Below are 18,703 nucleotides of genomic sequence, written 5' to 3' on the forward strand. Positions count from 1 at the left end.
TTTCAGGCGGCCTTGACGCGCGCGGCACCGGGCAGATAGTGGACGATGGCCGTGACCAGCAGGTTCAGCGCCAGGCTGATGAAGCCCAGGTTGATGCCACCGAAATCCGGCTGCTGGATGTACAGCGCAATGGCCAGCGCCTGGCCGCAGGCAATGCCCAGGGCAACGGCCATGGGCCGGATGCGCCAGCCAAACAGGATGGCCATCATTCCCGGGAAGAACTGCGTCACGCCGTAGTAGGTGGTGTTGATCAGCGTCAGCATCAGATTGGGCGTGAGCAGCGTCATCACGATGGACAGCACCAGGTAAATGACGATCACCACCTTGGCGCCCTGCTTTTGCTTGGCCTCGGGTAGGCCGGGCAGCAGGTTGCGGGCCACGATGGGGCCGATGGCCAGGCAGATGCCCGCCAGCACCAGCAAGCCCGACAGCGCGGCGCCTGCGGCCACCAGGCCCAGCAGCCAGTCGGGCAGCAGTCGCACGGCAGCCGCGAAGAAGGCCTCGTTGGGCGATGCCAGCTGCAGGTTCTGGCTGATGGCGTAGTACGAGGCCAGCACCAGGAAGGGGTACATCAGCATGTACAGCGGCATGGCGATCTGCGTGCGGCGGATGGTGTGCGAACTCTTGGCCGTGAAGAAGTTCTGAACCGCGAACGGCATCATGTAGAAGCCCAGCGCCTGGAACAGCATGGTGCTCATGGAAAAGCGCAGCTGCGTATCGGTCATGTGGTTGCTGACCTTGGCGCTGGCGGCGGTGAACACATCGCCCACGCCCGCATGCCAGCCCACGGCCACGCCCGTGGCGATGATGGCCACCACCATGAGGATGTCCTTGAGGATGGCGATATAGGCCGAGGCGCGCACCCCCGAGATGGCGATGTAGGTGAAGGCCAGGCCCGCAGAGATCAGCAGCAGGTGCAGCGGCTGGAAATTCCATCCCAGGCCCTTGAGCGCGGCCACCAGCCCCGTGAACTGCAGCTGGCCCCAGGGCAGCAGGAACAGGATGGCCGAGCCGGCCACGATCAGCTCCAGCGCACGGCTGCCGAAGTGGCCCTTGAACAGGTCCGGCAGCGTGATGGCGTTGTGCCGCAGCCCCGCCTTCCAGATCATGGGGCCGAGGAAGTAGCCCAGCGGATAGGCCAGCAGGATGTAGCCCAGGAACCAGACGCCATATGTCGGCCCCTTGGCGTAGATGCCGCCCGGAAAGCCGACCATGGTGCCGATGCTGTAGATCTCGCCAGCGGCCAGGAAGAACACCAGGTAGGCGCCGAACTGGCGGGAGGCGACGAAGAAGTCATGCACGCTTTGCGCACCCTTGCCCGTGCGCGAGCGGATGGCCAGGTACAGGGACAGCGCGATGAAGCCCAGAAAGACTGCGGTGGTCATGGCGGTGCTCCCTTCAGGCGGACTGCGCGTCGTCGGCTTCGTGGCGGTCGAACATCAGCCAGCACACGAGCATGCACAGCGACGTCAGCACGAACCACATGAAGATCCACAGGTAGATGAAGGGCACGCCGAACACGAAGCGATTGACGGACGCGACCCAGGGAAGCAGGCCGATCACCGCGATGTACGGGATGCCTATGCCGATGAACAGCTTGAGCATGGTTTGTCTCCTTTTGCTCCGATGAAAGAGTTGGCGGTTGTGGCCGCTCTATAGAACATTTCAATGTCCCTGGATGCGATCTTAGGAAGCGCCTACCTATAATTCAAATGAAAAATTTGCCAACAAACCATGAGGACTCCGCATGGATACACAGAAGCTGCGGCACCTGCTGGCCATCGTCGAGCACGGCACCTTTTCCGACGCAGCGCGCGCCGTACACCTCACCCAGCCGGCGCTCAGCCGCAGCATCCGCGCGCTGGAAGATGAACTCAGGGCGCAGCTGTTCGACCGGGGCGCGCGGCGCGCCCGGCTGACAGTGTTTGGCGAGCTCGTGGCCGAGCGTGCACGCCGCATGCGGCTGGAGGAAACCCAGTTGCGGCGTGACCTGGAGCTGCTGCGCGGCGGCCAGGAAGGCGCGCTCGCCATTGGCGTGGCGCCCGCGCCCGCGGCGCTGCTGCTCAAGCCCTTTCTGATCCACATGGCGCAGGCGCATCCGCGCGTGAAGGTGCGCGCCGAAATGGGTGCCACCAGCGCATTGCTGCAGCTGCTGCGCAACGAATCCATCGATGCCATCGTCGGCGACGCCTACGTGCTGCGCGCCGCCGATGACGTGGAGATGGAACTGCTGGGCGAGCTGCCGGCCGGCCTGGTCTGCCGCGCGGGCCACCCCGTGCTGCAAAACCCCGGCATGGACGAGATCCGCCGCTACCCGCTGGCCACCACCACGTTGAGCACGGCCATGGCGCGGCAGCTGGCCGAGCTGTGGGGCGAAGGCGCCGAGCCCGACAAGCTGTTCACCCTGCACTGCAACGACCTGGACCTGCTGCGCGGCGTGACCCTGGCCACGGACACCTTGCTGTTCGGCGTGCTGTCCATCACCCGCAAGGAGCGCGCCAGCGGCGCCATGGCCGAAGTGCCCCTGCCCGCCGATCCCCGCCGATGCGGCCGCTACGGCATGGCGCGCATGGCCGCGCGCACCCTGTCACCGGCGCTGGACACGGCCTACGCCTTCACACGCACGCACTGGCGCGAGCTGTCGGAGCACGATCAGGAGCCCGGTTGATCGACGCTCAGCCGGCCGCCGGGGCCTGTGCATGTGCCTGTGCATGCGCCAGGCCCAGCGGCAAGGTCTGCGCGCGCAGCCAGTCCAGCACCAGGGCGAAGCTGGCCTCGTCCTGCACCGGCCGGGGCGACATAAGCACGTAGTGCGAGCCATCGGCCACGAAGCCGCGCGGCGCGCACAGCGTGCCGCTGGCCAGGTCATCGGCCACCAGTGCCAGCGGGCCGATGGCGACGCCGGCCCCGGCCACGGCGGCCTGCAGGCTCAGGTAGAAATGCTCGAAGCGCACCTCGCGACCGGCCCGCAGCGGCACGCCGGTCAGTTCGCTCCAATGCCGCCATGCGTCCGGCCGCGACTGCGTATGCAGCAGCACCCCGCCCAGCGGCCCTGAGCGTGCCAGCGCCTTGGCAAGCGCGGGCTTGCAGACGGGCCCCACGCGCTCTTGCAGAAAGGGCTCGGCCACCACATCGGCGCCCATGTCGAAATCCGCGCGGCGTATGGCCAGATCAATGCCCTCGCGCGCAAAGGGCACGGAGCCGCCGGCCGATACCAGGCGCAGCTCGCGCTGCGTGCCGATCGCTTCCTGCAAACCGCCCAGACGCGGAATCAGCCAGCGCATCAAAAACGTGGGCTCGCACGACAGCACCAGCGGCCGGTCCGGCCCTGCCGCCTGCCGCGCGCGGCCCAGCGCGCCGCGCAGGCGCTCCAGCGCCAGGGCCACCTCCTCGGCCAGCACGCGGGCCGTGGGCGTGGCAATGATGCTGCGGTTGCTGCGCTGGAACAGCGCAAAGCCCAGCGCCTCCTCCATGTCGCGCACGGCACGGCTCACGGCGCCATCGGTCAGGTGCAGCTCGCGCGCGGCCTTGGAGACACTGCCATGGCGCACCGTGGCCTCGAAGGCGCGCAGGGCAGACAGCGGCGGCATGTGGACGGGTGCGGGCATGGCAATGGCGGCTCTAGACAGGTGGAACAGCGGACTTTCAGTTGAACATTGCTCAATTGAATGATGAGTCTATATCGATTTATTACTGGAGCATCTTCATGCAAAGTAAGCCCATCGATTGAGGTTTCAGCAAGAACCATGAAGCACTCCAGCCCCAACTCCGCCAACCCCTCGGCCAGCACCCCGGCCAGCGCGCCCCTGGCCATCACCATGGGCGATCCATTGGGCATCGGGCCCGAGATCATCGTCAAGCTGGCAATGGACCCTGCGCGGCCCTGCACGCCGTTTCTCGTCATCGGCGACATCGCCCGGCTGCAGCGGGCGGCCGATGGGCTGGGCGTCCATCCGCAGATCCGGGCCATCGAGACACCGGCCCAGGTCCCTGCCCTGGTGCCGCCCGCCACGCTCTTCGTGCTGCAGACCGGCGAGGACCTGCCGCCGGACCTGCCCTGGGGCTGCGTCGATGCACGCGCCGGCGCGGCCTGTCATGCCTATATCCAGCGCGGCATCGACCTGGCCCTGGCTGGCGACGTCTCGGGCCTGGTGACCGCCCCCATCCACAAGGAAGCGCTGCGCGCGGCAGGCTGCCTGCATCCGGGCCATACCGAGATGCTGGCCGAGCGTTCCGGCACACGCGACTTCGCCATGATGCTCGCCAATGATGAGCTGCGGGTGCTGCTGGTCTCCATCCATGTGCCGCTGCAGCAGGCCATCGCCTCCGTGACCATGGACAACGAGCTGCGCGCCATTCGCCTCGCGCACCAGGCCTGCCGCGCGTTCGGCATCCCCCGGCCCCGGGTGGCCGTGGCAGGGCTCAATCCGCATGCCGGTGAAAACGGTCTGTTCGGGGACGAGGACCGCTCGGTGATCATCCCCGCCATTGCCGCCGCGCGCGCCGAAGGCATCGACGCCAGCGGCCCCTGGCCCGGCGACACGGTCTTCATGCGGGCGCGCCGGGGCGAGTTCGACGTGGTGGTCGCCCAGTTCCATGACCAGGGGCTGATTCCCGTGAAATACCTGGGTGTGGAGCAAGGCGTGAACATCACCGTGGGCCTGCCCTTTGTGCGCACCTCGGTGGACCATGGCACGGCCTTCGACATCGCGGGCACGGGCCGCGCCGACCACGCCAGCCTGGCCTGCGCGCTGCGCCAGGCGGCAGCCATGGTGCAGGCCACCCGTACCGGTACCAGTGCACGAACGCAACGCCCGGACTTCATCTTCATGCTCACGCAGCAGGACAGGACCATTGCCGATGCGCGCGAGCGGCTGCGCGAGGTGCTGGCCCAGGGCGTTCGCCATGTGGGCTTCAAGGACATCGGCCTGCCCCTGCCCGAGCTGCATGCCCTGGCCCGGGACATCCGTGCGGGCGGCGCCAGGGTCTATCTGGAGGTTGTCAGCCTCGACGAGGCCAGCGAAGTGGCCTCCGCCCGCGCGGCGGTCGACATCGGGGTGGACGTGCTCATGGGTGGCACACGGCCCGAGGCGGTGCTGCCCGTGCTGCGCGGCAGCGGCATTGCGTACTACCCGTTTCCCGGCAAGGTGAGCGGGCATCCGAGCGTGCTTTCAGGCCCGGTACAGGACATCGTGGCCAGCGCCCGCCGCATGGCGGGGCTGGACGGCGTGCATGGCCTGGACCTGCTGGCCTACCGCTTCCACGGCGATGTGCCGGCCCTGATCAAGGCCGTCTGCGATGCGGTGGACAAACCCGTGGTCGTGGCCGGCTCCATTGATCGCAGTGAACGCATCGCGGCCGTGCTGGCCGGCGGCGCAGCGGGCTTCACGATAGGCACTGCCGCCTTCGAGGAGACTTTTCCGGCCGCGCGGCCTGGGCTGGCGGCGCAATTGCAGGCCATACAGGCGCTGGTGGACTGACGCCGGCCATGCCGGCTATGCCGGCCCGCGCCTCGCACGCCGGGGTCACGGTCCAGCAGCAGCTGCAGCGGTTTCGCCCACCGGTGCCCGGGCGTTCTCACAGCCCCAGGTACAGGGCCAGCAGCGAAACGGCGGCCGGCACGGCCTGCACCCAGAGGATCTTGCGGCTGGCGGTGGCGGCGCCATACAGGCCTGCCACCAGCACGCACAGGAGAAAAAAGTACTTGAACGCCAGGCCGTCGGCGCCCTGCGCCAGCCCCCAGATCAGCCCTGCGGCGAGAAAGCCGTTGTAAAGCCCCTGGTTGGCGGCCAGCGTCCTGGTCTGCTGCGCAAATTCCGGCGTCAGCCCAAAGGCCTTCCTGCCAGCCGGCCGGTCCCAGAGAAACATCTCCAGCACGAGGATGTAGACATGGATTGCGGCGACGATGCCTATGAGAACGTTGGCCATCTGGGTGGATAGGAAAGTGGACAGGCCCCTGTATACGGGATGCATCCGCCGCCGTCCATGCCCGCCGCGCCACACATGGCCTGCAACGGCCTGCCCGTGTCACCCGGAAGACTTGCTGCCGGGTGGCACGGGCTTTTCCACTGGCTTTTGCGCACTCTCTGCCGGCGCCACGGCACCTGCGGCCGCACCGCCCAGCGCACCGGCCACGCTGCCTACCGTGCCGCCCACCACCACACCCACCGGGCCTGCAATGACCGCACCGGCGGCAGCGCCGGCAGCGGCTCCGGCCAGTACGCCGCCGCCGATGAACACCGAGCGTGACTCGCGCTGCGCATCCTGCGGCGACAGCTGGTACTGGGCAGCTGCCTCGGGGTCCTGGGAAGGTACGCCGTGGCCCGGTCGTGCCTGTTCGGCCAGGTCTTCGTCCTCCACCGCATCTGCAGACACCGGCGGGATGGATGGCTTGTTGCTTGCATTCATGGGAATCTCCTTCGGGGATGGACCGTGGACGCGGGACTGCATCCGCTGCATCCCTCTTGCAGTTTTCGTTGTACGCCTGTGCCCGCCAGGCCGACGCCGGCCCAGGCTGCGCTGCCGCGTCAGCAAAGGGCCGCAGCTGCGCAGACCTTGACTACAAGGGCTCGTAGGACCTGGCCTCCGGCACCCAAGGACCCTCCTACGCCGGTCGCGGCGCACCGACTACCCGGAGCACTTCATTGCGGTCCTAAGCTGGAACCCAGAAGCACACAGGCTTCGACTTCGCCAGGCGATGCACGGGCTTTGAAGGGGCCGCCTCCCGCGCCTTTTCCCATGCCGCATCGCCCAGCCGCCAGATGCACAGCGTCGGCGTGCCAGCACCAACCCACTCAATGGAGAGCCTCATGGTCACACCCAACACCGTATCGAGCGTCATTTCTTCCGAAACCGTCAGCGGCACCAATGTCTACAACCCCGCAGGCGACAAGCTGGGCAGCATAGACACGCTGATGATCGACAAGCTGTCCGGCAAGGTGCGCTACGCCGTGATGGAATTCGGCGGCTTCCTGGGCATCGGCACGGACCGCTATCCGCTGCCCTGGGAATCCCTCAAGTACGAGCCCGACATGAACGGCTACGTGGTGTCGCTCACGCGCGAGCAGCTGGACAACGCGCCCCGCTATGAGCGCGACACGGCACCGGCCTACACCGATGAATATGGACGCCGCGTGAACGATTACTACGGCGTGCCCTACCTGTAAATCCCGACCCTTGCGGTCTTTGACACAGCCCCGTTCGCGGGGCGTTTTCTTTGGTGCGGATAGCTGGCCAAGGAAGAACGCCCTGCGCGACTTCACTCCCTCATTCCAGGAGAACTCCCATGAATACCACCCCACCGGCCATCGACTACAAGGCCTGCATGGATGCCTGCCAGGCCTGCATCATTGCCTGCAATACCTGTGCCGCCGCCTGCCTGAAGGAAACAGACGTCCAGATGATGGCCGCCTGCATTGCCCAGGATCTTGAATGCGCGCAGGTCTGCGAACTGGCCGTGGCCTCAATGGCGCGCCAAAGTCCGCATGTCTCAGACATCTGCCGCCTGTGCGCCCGGATCTGCCAGGCCTGCGCCGACGAATGCAGCAAGCATTCCCACGACCATTGCCAGACCTGCGCGGCAGCCTGCCAGCAATGCGCCATGTCGTGCAATCTCATGGGCATGCAGTCGCACTGACGCCGCTGGCCTTTGTCACGACAGCCGGCCAGGCACCCATCCTGCAAACCGGCAGGAAAAAAAGCCACCGGCGCTGTCGTCATCCGCCCTATATCGGCAGCCTTCGGCGCTGCCTACACTTTGATGCATATCCACGCACAAAGGAGATGGGCATGGCACTGAACATCAGCATAGAACAGCGGTTCCTTACCCTCCTGGGCCAGTTGAAGCACATGCCTCCCTGCTCATCCCGCCAGGAAGCGCACGACATGCTCCTGCTGCTGTGGATGCGCATCTGCGAAGGCGCAGGCGCGCGCAGGCAATTGCTCAACAGCATGCGCCAGCGCACGCTGTGCGCAGAGCACGGCTGGAAAAACCTCGACAAAAGCCCCTGCTACTGGGATTCGGAGACCACGCCGGGCATCCGAATCTATCTGCATGCCAATGGCACCATCGTCATTCAAAGACAGGGCGGAGCGCAGGATTCCGAAATCCTGCACTTCAGCAGCCACCGGGAGTTTGTCGAGGCGTAGACAAAGGCCTCGCGCTCAATCCCGAACAATGGCGGAATATTGAAAAACCTAGGTGCAAACACCGACGATGTCCCACATGCGACATCGACCCTGTCTCCATAAAATGCGTCATTGTGTAGCACACTATCCATGAGGAACATATGACAGCAGATTACAAAACCCTGCTCAAGCAAAAGAGCGAGCTTGAGGCACGGATTGCCGAAACGCTGAAGGCGGAGAAAGGCGGAGTCATCGCCAAGGTCCGAGAACTCGTCCATGAGTTCGGATTGACCCACGACGACATCTTCAGCGCCCGCAAAACCAAGTCCGCCAACATTGGCGTGCCGAAATACCGGGACCCCGCCACCGGAGCCACCTGGACGGGACGGGGCAAGCCGCCGCGCTGGATCGAAGGCAAGGACCGCAAGGCCCTCGAGATCTGAGCATGGCCCGCCAACGCGGGCATTTTTTATGGCGGCCCCAATCGCCCGGACTCTCGCCAGGCAATGCCAGAAACAGAAAAACCCAGTGCTATTCACATAGCACTGGGTTTCATGTTTCTGGCGGAGAGGGAGGGATTCGAACCCTCGGTACGTTCGCACGTACGCCTGATTTCGAGTCAGGTACAATCGACCACTCTGCCACCTCTCCGCAGCGTCGAAGCTGAAATTATAGCCTAAAAATTCAGGCCTTCAGCAAAGTCTGTCCGCCCATGTAAGGGCGCAGCGCTTCGGGAATGGTCACGGAACCGTCGGCGTTCTGGTAGTTCTCCAGCACCGCCACCAGCGTGCGGCCCACGGCCAAGCCGGAACCGTTGAGCGTGTGCACCAGCTCGTTCTTGCCCTGGGCATTCTTGAAGCGCGCCTGCAGGCGGCGCGCCTGGAAGGCCTCGCAGTTGGAGACCGAGCTGATCTCGCGGTAAGTGTTCTGCGCAGGCAGCCAGACTTCCAGGTCATAGGTCTTGGCCGAGCCAAAGCCCATGTCGCCCGTGCACAGGCTCATCACGCGGTAGGGCAGGCCCAGCTTCTGCAGCACGGCCTCGGCGTGGCCGGTCATTTCTTCCAGCGCCTCGTAGCTCTTTTCCGGATGCACGATCTGCACCATCTCGACCTTGTCGAACTGGTGCTGGCGGATCATGCCGCGCGTGTCGCGGCCGTAGCTGCCGGCCTCGGAACGGAAGCAGGGGCTGTGGGCCGTGAGCTTGATGGGCAGCTGGTCCTCGGCCACGACCACGTCGCGCACGAAGTTGGTCAGCGGCACCTCGGCCGTGGGAATCAGGTAGAGCGCCGCGTTGTCGGGCACGGGCTCGCCATCCTGGCCGCCCTTCTTGGCGGCGAACAGGTCGCCCTCGAACTTGGGCAACTGGCCCGTGCCCTTGAGCGAGTCGGCATTGACGGCGTAGGGCACATAGCACTCGGTGTAGCCATGCGAGTCGGTCTGCAGGTCGATCATGAACTGCGCCAGGGCGCGGTGCAGGCGGGCGATGGGGCCCTTCATCACGGTGAAGCGCGAGCCCGACAGCTTGACGCCCATGTCGAAATCCAGGCCCAGCGGCTGGCCCACGTCCACATGGTCCTTGACCTCGAAATCAAAGGTCTTGGGCGTGCCCCAGCGGCGCGCCTCCACATTGCCGCTTTCGTCCGCACCGACGGGCACGCTTTCGTGCGGAAGGTTGGGCACGGCCAGCAGCATGGCGTGCAGCTCGCCCTGGATCTGCTCCAGGCGCGTGGCCGACTGGTCCAGCTCGGTCTTGAGGCTGCCGACTTCGGCCTTGGCGGCCTCGGCAGCGTCCTTCTCGCCCTTGCCCATCAGCATGCCGATCTGCTTGGACAGCTGGTTGCGCTTGGACTGCAGCTCCTCGGTCCGTGTCTGCAGGGACTTGCGCTCTGCTTCCAGGGACTGGAAGGCCTCCACGTTCAGGAAGGCCTGGGGCTTTTTGCGGGTCTCCAGCCGTGCGACGGCCGAGTCAAGGTCTTTGCGAAGAAGAAGGATATCGAGCATAGCCGGCAATTTTAGGCGGTATCGCCATGGCAGCGCCCGCCCCTGGGCGTTGGGGGTCTTGCCGCTACAGAAATCCCGAGCCGGCGCCGATACTTCCAATATGCCGCCCACAGCGGTTTGCGCACCCGGGAGCACCCATGTTTTTTGTCTTCGGTCCCAACGGACAGATGTTTCGCGGTCCCGCCGAGCGGCTGGGCCAGGTGGCGCCCGTGCGCCGCGTACAACGCCCGCAGGCCCTGCGCACGCGCTCGGCCGATGTGATGGCGGGCGATGCAGCCGCCTCGTTCCCCGCAATCCTGGCCGACCTCGCGGGCCAGCCTGCCGGCGCGCCGGAGCCCGCTCCGCGCAGCCGTGGCGCGGTCGATGCCTACCTTTCCACGGAAAAAGGCCCCAGCCAGCCACGCCAGCCCCTGCAGACCGTGGCCGACGTGATGAGCCACGAGGCCGTGACGGTGTCGCCCGAGGCCGGTGTCAACGACGCCTGGCGCGTGCTGGCCGAGCACGGCGTGGCCCAGGCCCCCGTGCTGGATGCCGGTGGCCGCGTGGTCGGGCTGCTGCTGCGTGCCGACATGGCGCCGCTGGACCTGCTGCCCGAGCCCGGTGCGATCAAGGACGCCATTGCCCTGGCGCGCCGGCCCGTGAACGAGGTCATGATCTCCCCCATACCCACGGTGGCCACCACCACCGACCTGCGCCGCGTGGCCGGCGTGCTGCTGGAGACCGGCCTGCCGGGCCTGCCCGTGACCGATGAGCAGGGCCTGCTGGCCGGCTTCATCAGCCGCACCGACATCCTGCGCGCCGTGGCCTCCGATCCGCCGCTGGATCTGTGGAGCTGAGGCTTTCGGCCCCACCATGCAAAACGGGCGCCAGGCGCCCGTTTGCTTTTTGGCCAATGTCCGCTGCGCCTGCGGTTCAGCCGCCCGTCTCGGGCTGCTTGCCCACGGAGATCTCCAGCCCCGTGGCCGCGTCGATCTTCAGACCCTTGGGCAGCGGGAACTTCACGGTCTCCTCGATGCCATCCATCTTGCGCACCGACAGCGCGCCCAGCTGGCGCAGGCGCTGGATGACCTCGTCCACCAGCACCTCGGGGGCGGAGGCGCCGGCCGTCAGGCCCACGCGCCCGGCATTGGCAAACCATTCCTCGCACAGCTCGCCCGCGTTGTCCACCATGTAGGCGGGCGTTCCCAGGCGCGCGGCCAGCTCGCGCAGGCGGTTGCTGTTGGAACTGGTGGGGCTGCCCACGACGATGAGCACATCCACCTGCGGCGCCAGCACCTTGACGGCGTCCTGGCGGTTTTGCGTGGCATAGCAGATGTCCTGCTGCTTGGGCTCGCGCACCTGCGGAAAGCGCGCGCGGATGGCCGCCGTGATGCCGGCGGCATCGTCCACCGACAGCGTGGTCTGCGTGACCACGGCCAGCTTCTCGGTCTGGCGGGGAGTGACACGTGCCACATCGGCCTCGTCCTCGACCAGGTGGATGCCCTCGGACAGCTGGCCCATGGTGCCCTCGACCTCGGGATGCCCCTTGTGGCCGATCATCAGGAACTCGTAGCCTTCCTTGGCCAGCTTGGCCACTTCCACATGCACCTTGGTCACCAGCGGGCAGGTGGCGTCGAAGATGGAGAAACCGCGCCGCCGCGCCTCTTCCTGCACCGCCCGGCTCACGCCGTGGGCGCTGAACACCAGGGTGGCGCCGGGCGGCACGTCGTCCAGCTCCTCGATGAAGATCGCTCCCTTGGCCTTGAGATCGTTGACCACGAAGGTGTTGTGCACGATCTCGTGGCGCACGTAGATGGGCGCGCCGAACTTGGCCAGCGCACGCTCCACGATCTCGATGGCGCGGTCCACGCCGGCACAGAAGCCCCGGGGCTCGGCCAGCAGGATTTCCTGGGGCGAGGTCGTATCCGGCACCTCAGAGCACCCCGATGATCTGCACTTCGAAGGTCACCGGCTGGCCGGCCAGCGGGTGGTTGAAGTCGAACAGCACGGCGCCGTCCTCGCGCACCTGCACCACGGCGCCCGCGTAGCTGCCCAGGCCGTCGGGCGTGGGAAACTGCACCACGTCGCCGGGCGCGTACTGCTCGTGCGGGTCGCCCAGCTCGTTCATCAGCTTGCGCGCCACCCACTGCATCATGTCGCCGTTGCGCTCGCCGAAGGCTTCGCCGGCCGGCATCTCGAACGTGGTGCGCGTGCCTTCGGCCAGGCCCAGCAGGCGCTGCTCGACGGCGGGCGACAGCTCGCCCGCGCCCAGGGACAGCGTGGCGGGCTTGTCGTTGAAGGTGTTGATCACATCGCCTGCAGGCCCGGACAGGCGGTAGTGCAGCGTGAGGAACGAGCCGGCCTGGACCGTGGGGTGGGCCGGGGAAGAAGCGCTAGAGGTCATGGAAGTCCCGATAAACTGGCCCGTATTGTAGAAAAACATCCATGTCCCCACGCTCCGTGCAACGGTGCCCCTGCGGCGCCCCTCACCTGGCTGAACCATGGCTCTCAAAGACCTGCCCGCCCAGGCCCAGCCGCGCGAAAGGCTCGCGGCACACGGCCCCTCGGCGCTTTCCGACATCGAACTGCTGGCCATCGTGCTGCGCACCGGCATGGCCGGCAAGGGCGTGCTGCAGCTGGCCCAGGAACTGCTGCAGCTGCCCGGCCGGCCCGGCCTGTCCGGGCTGCTGCAGGCCGGGCACGCCGACCTGAAGGCCATCAAGGGGCTGGGGCCTTCCAAGTGCGCACAACTCCTGGCCGTGCTCGAACTGGCGCGCCGCGCCACGGCCGAGCAACTGCGCGAGCGCCCTGCCCTGGCCTCGCCCGAGGCCGTGGCGCGCTACCTGCAGCTGCACCTGGCAGCACGCCAGCACGAGGTGTTCGCCGTGCTGTTCCTGGACAGCCAGCACCGGCTGATCGCGCTGGAGGAGATGTTCCGCGGCACGCTCACGCGCACCAGCGTCTACCCCCGGGAAGTGGTGCTGCGCGCCCTGCACCACCACGCGGGTGCCGTCATCCTGGCCCACAACCACCCCAGCGGCCATGTCCAGGCCAGCGCTGCGGACAGGGCCGTCACGCAGAGCCTGCAGGCTGCCCTGGGCCTGATGGACATCCAGGTGCTGGACCATGTGATCGTCGCGCCGGGCGCCGCGCTGTCCATGGCGGGCCAGGGGATGCTGTAGGACCCCGGCTGGGCCCGCCATGGCCGCCGGGGTGCCGAAATTGCGGTACAACCGGCGTCACCATGACTTTGAAAGCCACCAGCCTGCAGGACCTCGCGCCAGTGCGCCGCGCACTGGCCGAAGCCGCCGCCCAAGAGGCCCTGCTCCAGCAGCAGCGCGCCGAGGCGGCGCGCCGCCTCCTGGCCGAGCAAAAGCTGTTCGAAAACACCGTGGGCCCGGTGCATGCGCTCAAGTCCGCGCACGCCCGCCACCTCCACGCCCCCGAGCCCCCCGAGCCGCTGCCCCTGCAGCTGGAGCTGGACGAGCAGCGCGTGCTGCAGGAGGCCATGAGCGACGAGTTCGACGTCAGCACCCTGCTGGACACCGACGACCAGCTCAGCTTCCGGCGCCCCGGCATCGGCCTGGACGTGACCCACAAGCTGCGCGCCGGGCAGTGGAGCATCCAGCGCCAGCTGGACCTGCACGGCCTGCGCGTGGACGAGGCGCGCGAGGCGCTGGGCCAGTTCATCCGCCTGTCCCACCGCACCGGCATACGCTGCGTGCGCGTGGTGCACGGCAAGGGCCTGGGCTCGCCGGGCAAGACCCCCGTGCTCAAGGGCCGCGTGCTGCGCTGGCTGGTGCAGAAAAAGGAAGTGCTGGCCTTTGTGCAGGCCCGCCCGGCCGAAGGTGGCGCAGGCGCCCTCGTCGTCCTGCTGCAGCCAGGCAAGCGCCAGCTGTACTGAAGGCGTGGATGGCGTGAACGGTGATGGGGCTCAGGCCGCGGCCACCGCCGCCGCCTTGCGCGCCCGCCCTATCACCAGCGCCATCACCGCCGCCACCAGGCAGGCCAGGCCGGCCGCATACAGCGCGGGCGTATAGGTCAGCAGCAACGTGCGCGTCAGGCCCGCGCCCCAGGCAGCGGTGGCCGCGCCCAGCTGGTGGGCCGCGAAGATCCAGCCGAACACCAGCCCCACCTTCTGCGGCCCGAAATGCTGGGCCGTGAGCTTGACCGTGGGCGGCACCGTGGCGATCCAGTCCAGCCCGTAGAACATGGCGAACAGGCCCAGGCCGTAGAAGGTGAACTCCGAATGCGGCAGCCAGAACAGCGACAGGCCGCGCAGCCCGTAGTACCAGAACAGCAGCTTGCGGTTGTCGTAGCGGTCCGACAGCCAGCCCGACAGCACGGTGCCCACGAAGTCGAAGGCCCCCATCATGGCCAGCACCGACGCGGCGGGCACCGCGCCCATGCCGTTGTCGCCGCACAGCGAGATGAAGTGCGTCTGCACCAGGCCGTTGGTGGACAGGCCGCAGATGAAGAAGGTGCCCGCCAGCAGCCAGAAGGTGCGGTTGCGCGCGGCCTCGGCCAGCACCTTGAAGGGCGTGCCGAAGTTCATGGCCATGGCCGGTGGCGGCGGGGCCGAGGCATCGCCGCCAAAGGGCACCAGGCCCAGGTCCGAAGGCCGGTCCCGCACGAACAGCAGGGCCAGCACGGCAATCAAGGCGCTGGCCACGAACACCGGCACCGTGGCCGAGCGCCAGCCCCAGTGCTCGATCATCCAGGCGGCCAGCGGCAGGAAGGCCAGCTGCCCCGTCGCCGCACTGGCCGTGAGCACGCCGATGACCAGGCCGCGCCGCGCCGCAAACCAGCGGTTGGCCACCACGGCGCCCAGCACCAGCGCCGTCAGGCCCGTGCCCATGCCCAGCAGCAGGCTCCACAGCAAAAACAGATGCCACAGCTGCGTGGCCTGCGTCACCATCGCCATGGCGCCGCCCACCAGGGCCAGGCCCATGCACATCACGGCACGCAGGCCGAAGCGCTCCATCATCACGGCCGCAAACGGCCCCAGCAGGCCGAACAGCGCAAAGCGCAGCGCCAGGCTGCTCGAAATCTGCTCCGTACTCCAGCCGAACTCGCGCGACAGCGGCTGCAGCATGGCGCCCGGCAGGCCCAGCGCCGCCGACATGGTCAGCATGGTGAGGAAAGTGATGGCCGCGACCAGCCAGCCGTAGTGGATGCCGCGCCGCTGCAGCCAGCGCGCCGTGGAGTTGGAGAGCATGGGAGTCTCTTCGGGGGGTTGGGAATTCGGTAGGGCCTACGCCTGCGGGCCGTCTGCAGCGTGGCCATCGCCATCGAGCAGCACCAGGCATTCGTCGATCAGCGCATGCAGGGCCGCCACGCGCTCCAGGCCCACGCGGGCGTTGAGTTCGTTCTGTGCGGTCTTCCAGCTTTGCTTGGCCTCTTCGCGCTTGGCCTGGCCCGCGTCGGTGATGTGCACCAGGCGGCTGCGCTGGTCCTCGCCCTGGCCCATGGACACCCAGCCGGCGTCGATCAGCGGCTTGAGGTTGCGCGTCAGCGTCGAGGCGTCCATGCGCATGCGCCGCGCCAGGTCCGAGGGCCGCACCGGACTGGCGGCCAGCACGTGGCTGAGCAGCGAGTACTGCGTGATGCGCAGCCCCGTCTCGTTCAGATGGGCGTCGTACACCTGGCCCACGCTGCGCATGAGCTGGCGCACGCGGTGGTTGGTGCAGCCCTGGGGCACGGCGAGGATGTCTGGATTCACTGGCATGGCGCATATTATTGCATATACAACTGTTGTATATACAATAATATCCACGCCGCCATCCCAGACAGCCTGGCGCCCGCACTTTTCCCAATGAAAGAGAGACATTCCATGGACACCCGCACCCACTCCCCGGAGCAGGCCGCCCACAGCCTCACCTCCAGCGCCACCACCGGTGCCATCTCCCCTGCCCTGCAAGCCTGGCTGGACGAGGAACAGGCGGTCACCCTCCGGCTGGACGCCGGCCCCGGCGCAGGCGTGTCGCGCCCCGACCAGGTCGCAGGCCGCAGCGGGCTGGAGCTGATGCAGGCCATGCTGCGCGGCGAACTGCCCTACCCGCCCATTGCACGCACGCTGGACTTCATGCTGATTTCCGTGGGCGAAGGCAGCGCCGTCTTCCAGGGCCGCCCCGGCGCCAACCATCTCAACCCCATGGGCACGGTGCACGGCGGCTGGTTCGCCACCCTGCTGGACTCGGCGCTGGGCTGCGCCGTCCACACCTGCATGCCGCCGGGCCGGGGCTACACCACGGCCGAGCTGGGGGTGAACCTGGTCAAGGCACTGACCCCGCGCGTGCCGCGCGTGCGCGCCGAAGGCCGCGTGCTGCACTGCGGCCGCCAGCTGGCCACGGCCGAGGCGCGCCTGGTCGGCCCCGACGGCACGCTCTACGCCCACGCCACCACCACCTGCCTGGTGTTCGAGCTGCCGCCTGCGCGCTGAAGCCCGTTCGGCACAAGCAAAAAAGCCCCGTGCCGGATGCACGGGGCTTTTTTGTTGCTTGCCTGCCGGAACTTACTTCGACAGATCCAGGCGGTACTTGGACGTGCCCTTGCCCGAGCCGTCATCGGCCGCCACCAGCGAGATGTTGGCCAGGCCCGCCGCCTGCGCCACCGGCAGCGCGTTGGCGCCGGAGCTGAACACCACGTTGGCCGAGGTGGCCACCTTGGTGAAGCGCCAGCTCTTGGCCGCGCCATTGGCGGCGCGCGTGATGCTGCCGTTCTTGCGCACGTAGCCGATCACCACGTCGCGGTTGGCGTCCGGCGAGGCCCAGATGGCGCTGGAGCCGTCGAGCTTGGCGATGAAGCTCTTGCCGCTGGTGGCGCGGTAGTTGTTCGTGGCGATCACGAACTCCTGCGCCGGGTCGATGGCCTTGCCCAGGTACTGCAGGTTCCTGATGCGGCTGCCCACGGGCTGGGTCACGTCGATCTCGTACTGCACATCGGCCGTGGTGAACATGTCGAAGTTGTAGCCCGGGAAGGTGCTGATCAGCTGCTGCTCACCCGTCTTGGCCGGATCGATCTGGTTGAAGCGCTTGGCAGCGGCCTCCAGCCAGTCCTTGATGTCGGCGCCATTCACCTTCACCGCATACACGGTGTTGGGGTACAGGTACAGGTCGGCCGCGTTGTAGATGGCCAGCGGGCCCACGGCCACGTCGGTGTAGTCGGCGCCGCCCTGGAAGCCCGACTTGAACGGCGCGCTCACCGACAGCACGGGCAGCTGCGCGTACTGCGGCAGGCTGGCCTTCACATAGTCGGCCACATAGTCGCGCTGCGCCTGGTTGACGATCTGGATGGCGCCCGGGTCGCCCACATCGGCGAACAGCGTGCTCATGCGGAAGTCCGTGCTGCCGATGGGCGTCTTCACGTACTGGATGGCGGCCTGGTGCTGGCTCTCGATCAGCGGCGCCACCGTCGGGTCCACGGCCACGTAGGTGGCCTTGCCTGCGGCGTCCTTGCCGGTCTGGATATTGCGCAGCTCGCTCTTGCCCGCGCTCTTGTCCACGCTCCACTGCTTGCCGTCCCACTTCAGCGCCAGCTGGATCACGCCCAGCGCCTTGCCCCAGGAACTGGCCATCACCGACTGCACGCCGTTGATGGTGCCCGCCTTGTTGTCCACGCCCGCCTGCGTGAACGCCGGCGTGGCCGCCGTATCGGGGAACACGCTGTGCTGGTGGCCCATGACCATGGCGTCGATGCCGGGGACCTTGCTCAGGTGCAGGCCGGGGTTCTCCATCGTCGGCGAGTAGGCCGCGCCATCCAGGCCGCCGTGCAGCATGGCCACCACCACGTCGGCGCCCTTGGCGCGCATCTCGGGCAGGTACTTCTGGGCGGACTCCACGGCGCCTTCCGTGTAGAGCTTGCCCTCCAGATAGCGCTTGTCCCAGTTCATGATGCCCGGCGTGGTGAAGCCGATCACGCCGATCTTGATGGGCAGCTCCACCGCCTTGCCATCCTTGTCCTTGGCCGCGATCTTGCGCTCCAGAATCACGTAGGGCTGCACCAGCGGCTGCTTGGTCTTGCTGCTGTAGACATTCGACAGCGCCATGGGAAAGCCATTGCCCGCGCACTTGACCGACTTGTCCACGCCGTCCACGTCCAGGCCGCCGCCCAGCACCTGGTTCAGGAAGGGCAGGCCGTAGTTGAACTCATGGTTGCCCAGCGTGCCCGCATCGAAGCCCAGCGCGCCCATGGCCTTGTACATGGACAGCTGCTGCGTGCAGGGGATCTTGGCCACCTCGGCCTCGTAATCGGCCAGGGCCGTGCCCTGGATGGTGTCGCCGTTGTCCACCAGCAGCGTATTGGCAAACTCCTTGCGCGCCGCGCGCACCAGCGTGGCCGTGCGCTCGAAGCCGTAGGAGGCATCCTCGGCCAGCTTGAAATAGTCATAGCTGCGCACATTGAAGTGCAGATCCGTGGTCTCCAGCACGGCCAGCGTGGCCGTCGCGGGCTGGCTGGCCACCGGGGGCGTCGTGCTGTCGTTGCTGTCGCTGCCACCGCAGGCGGCCACCAGCGCGGCGCTGGCCAGGACGCTCAGCGCCAGGCGGCGGGACAGGAGCAGGGATTGCAATGTGGGGAGTTTGCTCAGCGGCATGTG

At 67.3% G+C, this 18,703-nt stretch carries 21 protein-coding genes and 1 tRNA gene; 10 read left to right on the forward strand and 12 right to left on the reverse strand.

Annotation, left to right across the window (positions count from 1 at the left end; genetic code table 11):
- Positions 1 to 2: 2 nt before the first annotated feature.
- Both ACF8ME_RS01155 and ACF8ME_RS01160 read right to left on the reverse strand, forming a co-directional pair.
- Positions 3 to 1,385 carry a sodium:solute symporter gene (locus tag ACF8ME_RS01155; protein WP_016450085.1) on the reverse strand — a complete coding sequence of 461 codons (1,383 nt, stop codon included), beginning with the start codon at positions 1,383 to 1,385 and terminating at the stop codon, positions 3 to 5.
- 13 nt (positions 1,386 to 1,398) lie between these two features.
- Positions 1,399 to 1,605: a DUF3311 domain-containing protein gene (locus tag ACF8ME_RS01160; RefSeq protein WP_392414962.1), complete on the reverse strand. Its 207-nt coding sequence runs from the start codon at positions 1,603 to 1,605 to the stop codon at positions 1,399 to 1,401.
- A gap of 142 nt (positions 1,606 to 1,747) precedes the next feature.
- Between ACF8ME_RS01160 and ACF8ME_RS01165 the strand changes: the two genes are divergently transcribed.
- The gene (locus ACF8ME_RS01165; protein WP_047219220.1) at positions 1,748 to 2,668 is read left to right on the forward strand and encodes a LysR family transcriptional regulator; all 921 of its coding nucleotides are present in this window, start codon (positions 1,748 to 1,750) and stop codon (positions 2,666 to 2,668) included.
- Positions 2,669 to 2,675: 7 nt separating this feature from the next.
- Here the strand turns inward: ACF8ME_RS01165 and ACF8ME_RS01170 are convergent, their stop codons facing one another.
- Positions 2,676 to 3,608, reverse strand: coding sequence for a LysR family transcriptional regulator (locus ACF8ME_RS01170; protein WP_026063002.1), 933 nt, complete (start codon positions 3,606 to 3,608; stop codon positions 2,676 to 2,678).
- 138 nt (positions 3,609 to 3,746) lie between these two features.
- Here ACF8ME_RS01170 and pdxA point away from each other — a divergent pair, with 138 nt between their 5' ends.
- A complete protein-coding gene (gene pdxA / locus ACF8ME_RS01175; RefSeq protein WP_392414963.1) occupies positions 3,747 to 5,480 on the forward strand; it encodes a 4-hydroxythreonine-4-phosphate dehydrogenase PdxA in 1,734 nt (577 codons plus the stop codon).
- A gap of 97 nt (positions 5,481 to 5,577) precedes the next feature.
- On the opposite strand, the gene ACF8ME_RS01180 is transcribed toward pdxA, so the two are convergent.
- Both ACF8ME_RS01180 and ACF8ME_RS01185 read right to left on the reverse strand, forming a co-directional pair.
- Positions 5,578 to 5,928: a DUF1304 domain-containing protein gene (locus tag ACF8ME_RS01180; RefSeq protein WP_017407778.1), complete on the reverse strand. Its 351-nt coding sequence runs from the start codon at positions 5,926 to 5,928 to the stop codon at positions 5,578 to 5,580.
- 99 nt (positions 5,929 to 6,027) lie between these two features.
- The gene (locus ACF8ME_RS01185; RefSeq protein ID WP_016450091.1) at positions 6,028 to 6,408 is read right to left on the reverse strand and encodes a hypothetical protein; all 381 of its coding nucleotides are present in this window, start codon (positions 6,406 to 6,408) and stop codon (positions 6,028 to 6,030) included.
- A gap of 401 nt (positions 6,409 to 6,809) precedes the next feature.
- Between ACF8ME_RS01185 and ACF8ME_RS01190 the strand changes: the two genes are divergently transcribed.
- From ACF8ME_RS01190 to ACF8ME_RS01205, 4 genes are all read left to right on the forward strand, one after another.
- Positions 6,810 to 7,166, forward strand: a complete 357-nt coding sequence (locus ACF8ME_RS01190; protein WP_016450092.1) for a PRC-barrel domain-containing protein — start codon at positions 6,810 to 6,812, stop codon at positions 7,164 to 7,166.
- A 119-nt stretch (positions 7,167 to 7,285) separates the two neighbouring features.
- A complete protein-coding gene (locus ACF8ME_RS01195) occupies positions 7,286 to 7,636 on the forward strand; it encodes a four-helix bundle copper-binding protein (RefSeq protein ID WP_313284365.1) in 351 nt (116 codons plus the stop codon).
- A gap of 152 nt (positions 7,637 to 7,788) precedes the next feature.
- Complete coding sequence (locus ACF8ME_RS01200; protein ID WP_016450094.1) at positions 7,789 to 8,148, forward strand: hypothetical protein; 360 nt, start codon at positions 7,789 to 7,791, stop codon at positions 8,146 to 8,148.
- 140 nt (positions 8,149 to 8,288) lie between these two features.
- Entirely contained in the window at positions 8,289 to 8,570 is a 282-nt protein-coding gene (locus ACF8ME_RS01205; RefSeq protein ID WP_392414965.1) for an H-NS family nucleoid-associated regulatory protein, read from the forward strand.
- A gap of 118 nt (positions 8,571 to 8,688) precedes the next feature.
- Here ACF8ME_RS01205 and ACF8ME_RS01210 read toward each other — a convergent pair.
- Both ACF8ME_RS01210 and serS read right to left on the reverse strand, forming a co-directional pair.
- Positions 8,689 to 8,778 (reverse strand) — tRNA-Ser (locus tag ACF8ME_RS01210).
- 33 nt (positions 8,779 to 8,811) lie between these two features.
- Positions 8,812 to 10,128: a serine--tRNA ligase gene (gene serS, locus ACF8ME_RS01215; RefSeq protein ID WP_016450096.1), complete on the reverse strand. Its 1,317-nt coding sequence runs from the start codon at positions 10,126 to 10,128 to the stop codon at positions 8,812 to 8,814.
- Between the two features lie 137 nt (positions 10,129 to 10,265).
- Here serS and ACF8ME_RS01220 point away from each other — a divergent pair, with 137 nt between their 5' ends.
- The gene (locus tag ACF8ME_RS01220) at positions 10,266 to 10,964 is read left to right on the forward strand and encodes an HPP family protein (RefSeq protein WP_016450097.1); all 699 of its coding nucleotides are present in this window, start codon (positions 10,266 to 10,268) and stop codon (positions 10,962 to 10,964) included.
- Between the two features lie 76 nt (positions 10,965 to 11,040).
- Here the strand turns inward: ACF8ME_RS01220 and ispH are convergent, their stop codons facing one another.
- Together ispH and ACF8ME_RS01230 are read right to left on the reverse strand one after the other, a co-directional pair.
- Entirely contained in the window at positions 11,041 to 12,039 is a 999-nt protein-coding gene (gene ispH, locus ACF8ME_RS01225; protein WP_016454293.1) for a 4-hydroxy-3-methylbut-2-enyl diphosphate reductase, read from the reverse strand.
- A 1-nt stretch (position 12,040) separates the two neighbouring features.
- Positions 12,041 to 12,511: a peptidylprolyl isomerase gene (locus ACF8ME_RS01230; protein WP_016450099.1), complete on the reverse strand. Its 471-nt coding sequence runs from the start codon at positions 12,509 to 12,511 to the stop codon at positions 12,041 to 12,043.
- A 97-nt stretch (positions 12,512 to 12,608) separates the two neighbouring features.
- On the opposite strand from ACF8ME_RS01230, the gene radC reads away from it, so the two are divergent.
- Both radC and ACF8ME_RS01240 read left to right on the forward strand, forming a co-directional pair.
- Entirely contained in the window at positions 12,609 to 13,289 is a 681-nt protein-coding gene (gene radC / locus ACF8ME_RS01235) for a DNA repair protein RadC (RefSeq protein ID WP_016454292.1), read from the forward strand.
- A 62-nt stretch (positions 13,290 to 13,351) separates the two neighbouring features.
- A complete protein-coding gene (locus ACF8ME_RS01240; protein ID WP_013803859.1) occupies positions 13,352 to 14,011 on the forward strand; it encodes a Smr/MutS family protein in 660 nt (219 codons plus the stop codon).
- A gap of 30 nt (positions 14,012 to 14,041) precedes the next feature.
- On the opposite strand, the gene ACF8ME_RS01245 is transcribed toward ACF8ME_RS01240, so the two are convergent.
- Positions 14,042 to 15,325, reverse strand: a complete 1,284-nt coding sequence (locus ACF8ME_RS01245) for an MFS transporter (RefSeq protein WP_043824820.1) — start codon at positions 15,323 to 15,325, stop codon at positions 14,042 to 14,044.
- Positions 15,326 to 15,361: 36 nt separating this feature from the next.
- A complete protein-coding gene (locus ACF8ME_RS01250; protein ID WP_392414967.1) occupies positions 15,362 to 15,835 on the reverse strand; it encodes a MarR family winged helix-turn-helix transcriptional regulator in 474 nt (157 codons plus the stop codon).
- A gap of 105 nt (positions 15,836 to 15,940) precedes the next feature.
- Here ACF8ME_RS01250 and ACF8ME_RS01255 point away from each other — a divergent pair, with 105 nt between their 5' ends.
- Positions 15,941 to 16,549 carry a PaaI family thioesterase gene (locus ACF8ME_RS01255; RefSeq protein WP_017406748.1) on the forward strand — a complete coding sequence of 203 codons (609 nt, stop codon included), beginning with the start codon at positions 15,941 to 15,943 and terminating at the stop codon, positions 16,547 to 16,549.
- A 72-nt stretch (positions 16,550 to 16,621) separates the two neighbouring features.
- Here ACF8ME_RS01255 and ACF8ME_RS01260 read toward each other — a convergent pair whose 3' ends face one another.
- Positions 16,622 to 18,700, reverse strand: a complete 2,079-nt coding sequence (locus ACF8ME_RS01260) for a bifunctional 2',3'-cyclic-nucleotide 2'-phosphodiesterase/3'-nucleotidase (protein ID WP_392414969.1) — start codon at positions 18,698 to 18,700, stop codon at positions 16,622 to 16,624.
- Between the last annotated feature and the right edge of the window lie 3 nt (positions 18,701 to 18,703).

The sequence above is a fragment of the Delftia sp. WSY_7 genome, from assembly GCF_043104845.1.
GTDB classification, from domain to species: Bacteria; Pseudomonadota; Gammaproteobacteria; order Burkholderiales; family Burkholderiaceae_C; genus Comamonas; species Comamonas tsuruhatensis.

Excerpts from the sequence above, each read along its gene's own strand:
- ACF8ME_RS01155 (WP_016450085.1), bottom strand. The coding sequence starts at position 1,385 with ATGACCACCGCAGTCTTTCTGGGCTTCATCGCGCTGTCCCTGTACCTG.
- ACF8ME_RS01160 (WP_392414962.1), bottom strand. The coding sequence starts at position 1,605 with ATGCTCAAGCTGTTCATCGGCATAGGCATCCCGTACATCGCGGTGATC.
- ACF8ME_RS01165 (WP_047219220.1), top strand. The coding sequence starts at position 1,748 with ATGGATACACAGAAGCTGCGGCACCTGCTGGCCATCGTCGAGCACGGC.
- ACF8ME_RS01170 (WP_026063002.1), bottom strand. The coding sequence starts at position 3,608 with ATGCCCGCACCCGTCCACATGCCGCCGCTGTCTGCCCTGCGCGCCTTC.
- pdxA (WP_392414963.1), top strand. The coding sequence starts at position 3,747 with ATGAAGCACTCCAGCCCCAACTCCGCCAACCCCTCGGCCAGCACCCCG.
- ACF8ME_RS01180 (WP_017407778.1), bottom strand. The coding sequence starts at position 5,928 with ATGGCCAACGTTCTCATAGGCATCGTCGCCGCAATCCATGTCTACATC.
- ACF8ME_RS01185 (WP_016450091.1), bottom strand. The coding sequence starts at position 6,408 with ATGAATGCAAGCAACAAGCCATCCATCCCGCCGGTGTCTGCAGATGCG.
- ACF8ME_RS01190 (WP_016450092.1), top strand. The coding sequence starts at position 6,810 with ATGGTCACACCCAACACCGTATCGAGCGTCATTTCTTCCGAAACCGTC.
- ACF8ME_RS01195 (WP_313284365.1), top strand. The coding sequence starts at position 7,286 with ATGAATACCACCCCACCGGCCATCGACTACAAGGCCTGCATGGATGCC.
- ACF8ME_RS01200 (WP_016450094.1), top strand. The coding sequence starts at position 7,789 with ATGGCACTGAACATCAGCATAGAACAGCGGTTCCTTACCCTCCTGGGC.
- ACF8ME_RS01205 (WP_392414965.1), top strand. The coding sequence starts at position 8,289 with ATGACAGCAGATTACAAAACCCTGCTCAAGCAAAAGAGCGAGCTTGAG.
- serS (WP_016450096.1), bottom strand. The coding sequence starts at position 10,128 with ATGCTCGATATCCTTCTTCTTCGCAAAGACCTTGACTCGGCCGTCGCA.
- ACF8ME_RS01220 (WP_016450097.1), top strand. The coding sequence starts at position 10,266 with ATGTTTTTTGTCTTCGGTCCCAACGGACAGATGTTTCGCGGTCCCGCC.
- ACF8ME_RS01230 (WP_016450099.1), bottom strand. The coding sequence starts at position 12,511 with ATGACCTCTAGCGCTTCTTCCCCGGCCCACCCCACGGTCCAGGCCGGC.
- radC (WP_016454292.1), top strand. The coding sequence starts at position 12,609 with ATGGCTCTCAAAGACCTGCCCGCCCAGGCCCAGCCGCGCGAAAGGCTC.
- ACF8ME_RS01240 (WP_013803859.1), top strand. The coding sequence starts at position 13,352 with ATGACTTTGAAAGCCACCAGCCTGCAGGACCTCGCGCCAGTGCGCCGC.
- ACF8ME_RS01245 (WP_043824820.1), bottom strand. The coding sequence starts at position 15,325 with ATGCTCTCCAACTCCACGGCGCGCTGGCTGCAGCGGCGCGGCATCCAC.
- ACF8ME_RS01250 (WP_392414967.1), bottom strand. The coding sequence starts at position 15,835 with ATGCCAGTGAATCCAGACATCCTCGCCGTGCCCCAGGGCTGCACCAAC.
- ACF8ME_RS01255 (WP_017406748.1), top strand. The coding sequence starts at position 15,941 with ATGGACACCCGCACCCACTCCCCGGAGCAGGCCGCCCACAGCCTCACC.
- ACF8ME_RS01260 (WP_392414969.1), bottom strand. The coding sequence starts at position 18,700 with ATGCCGCTGAGCAAACTCCCCACATTGCAATCCCTGCTCCTGTCCCGC.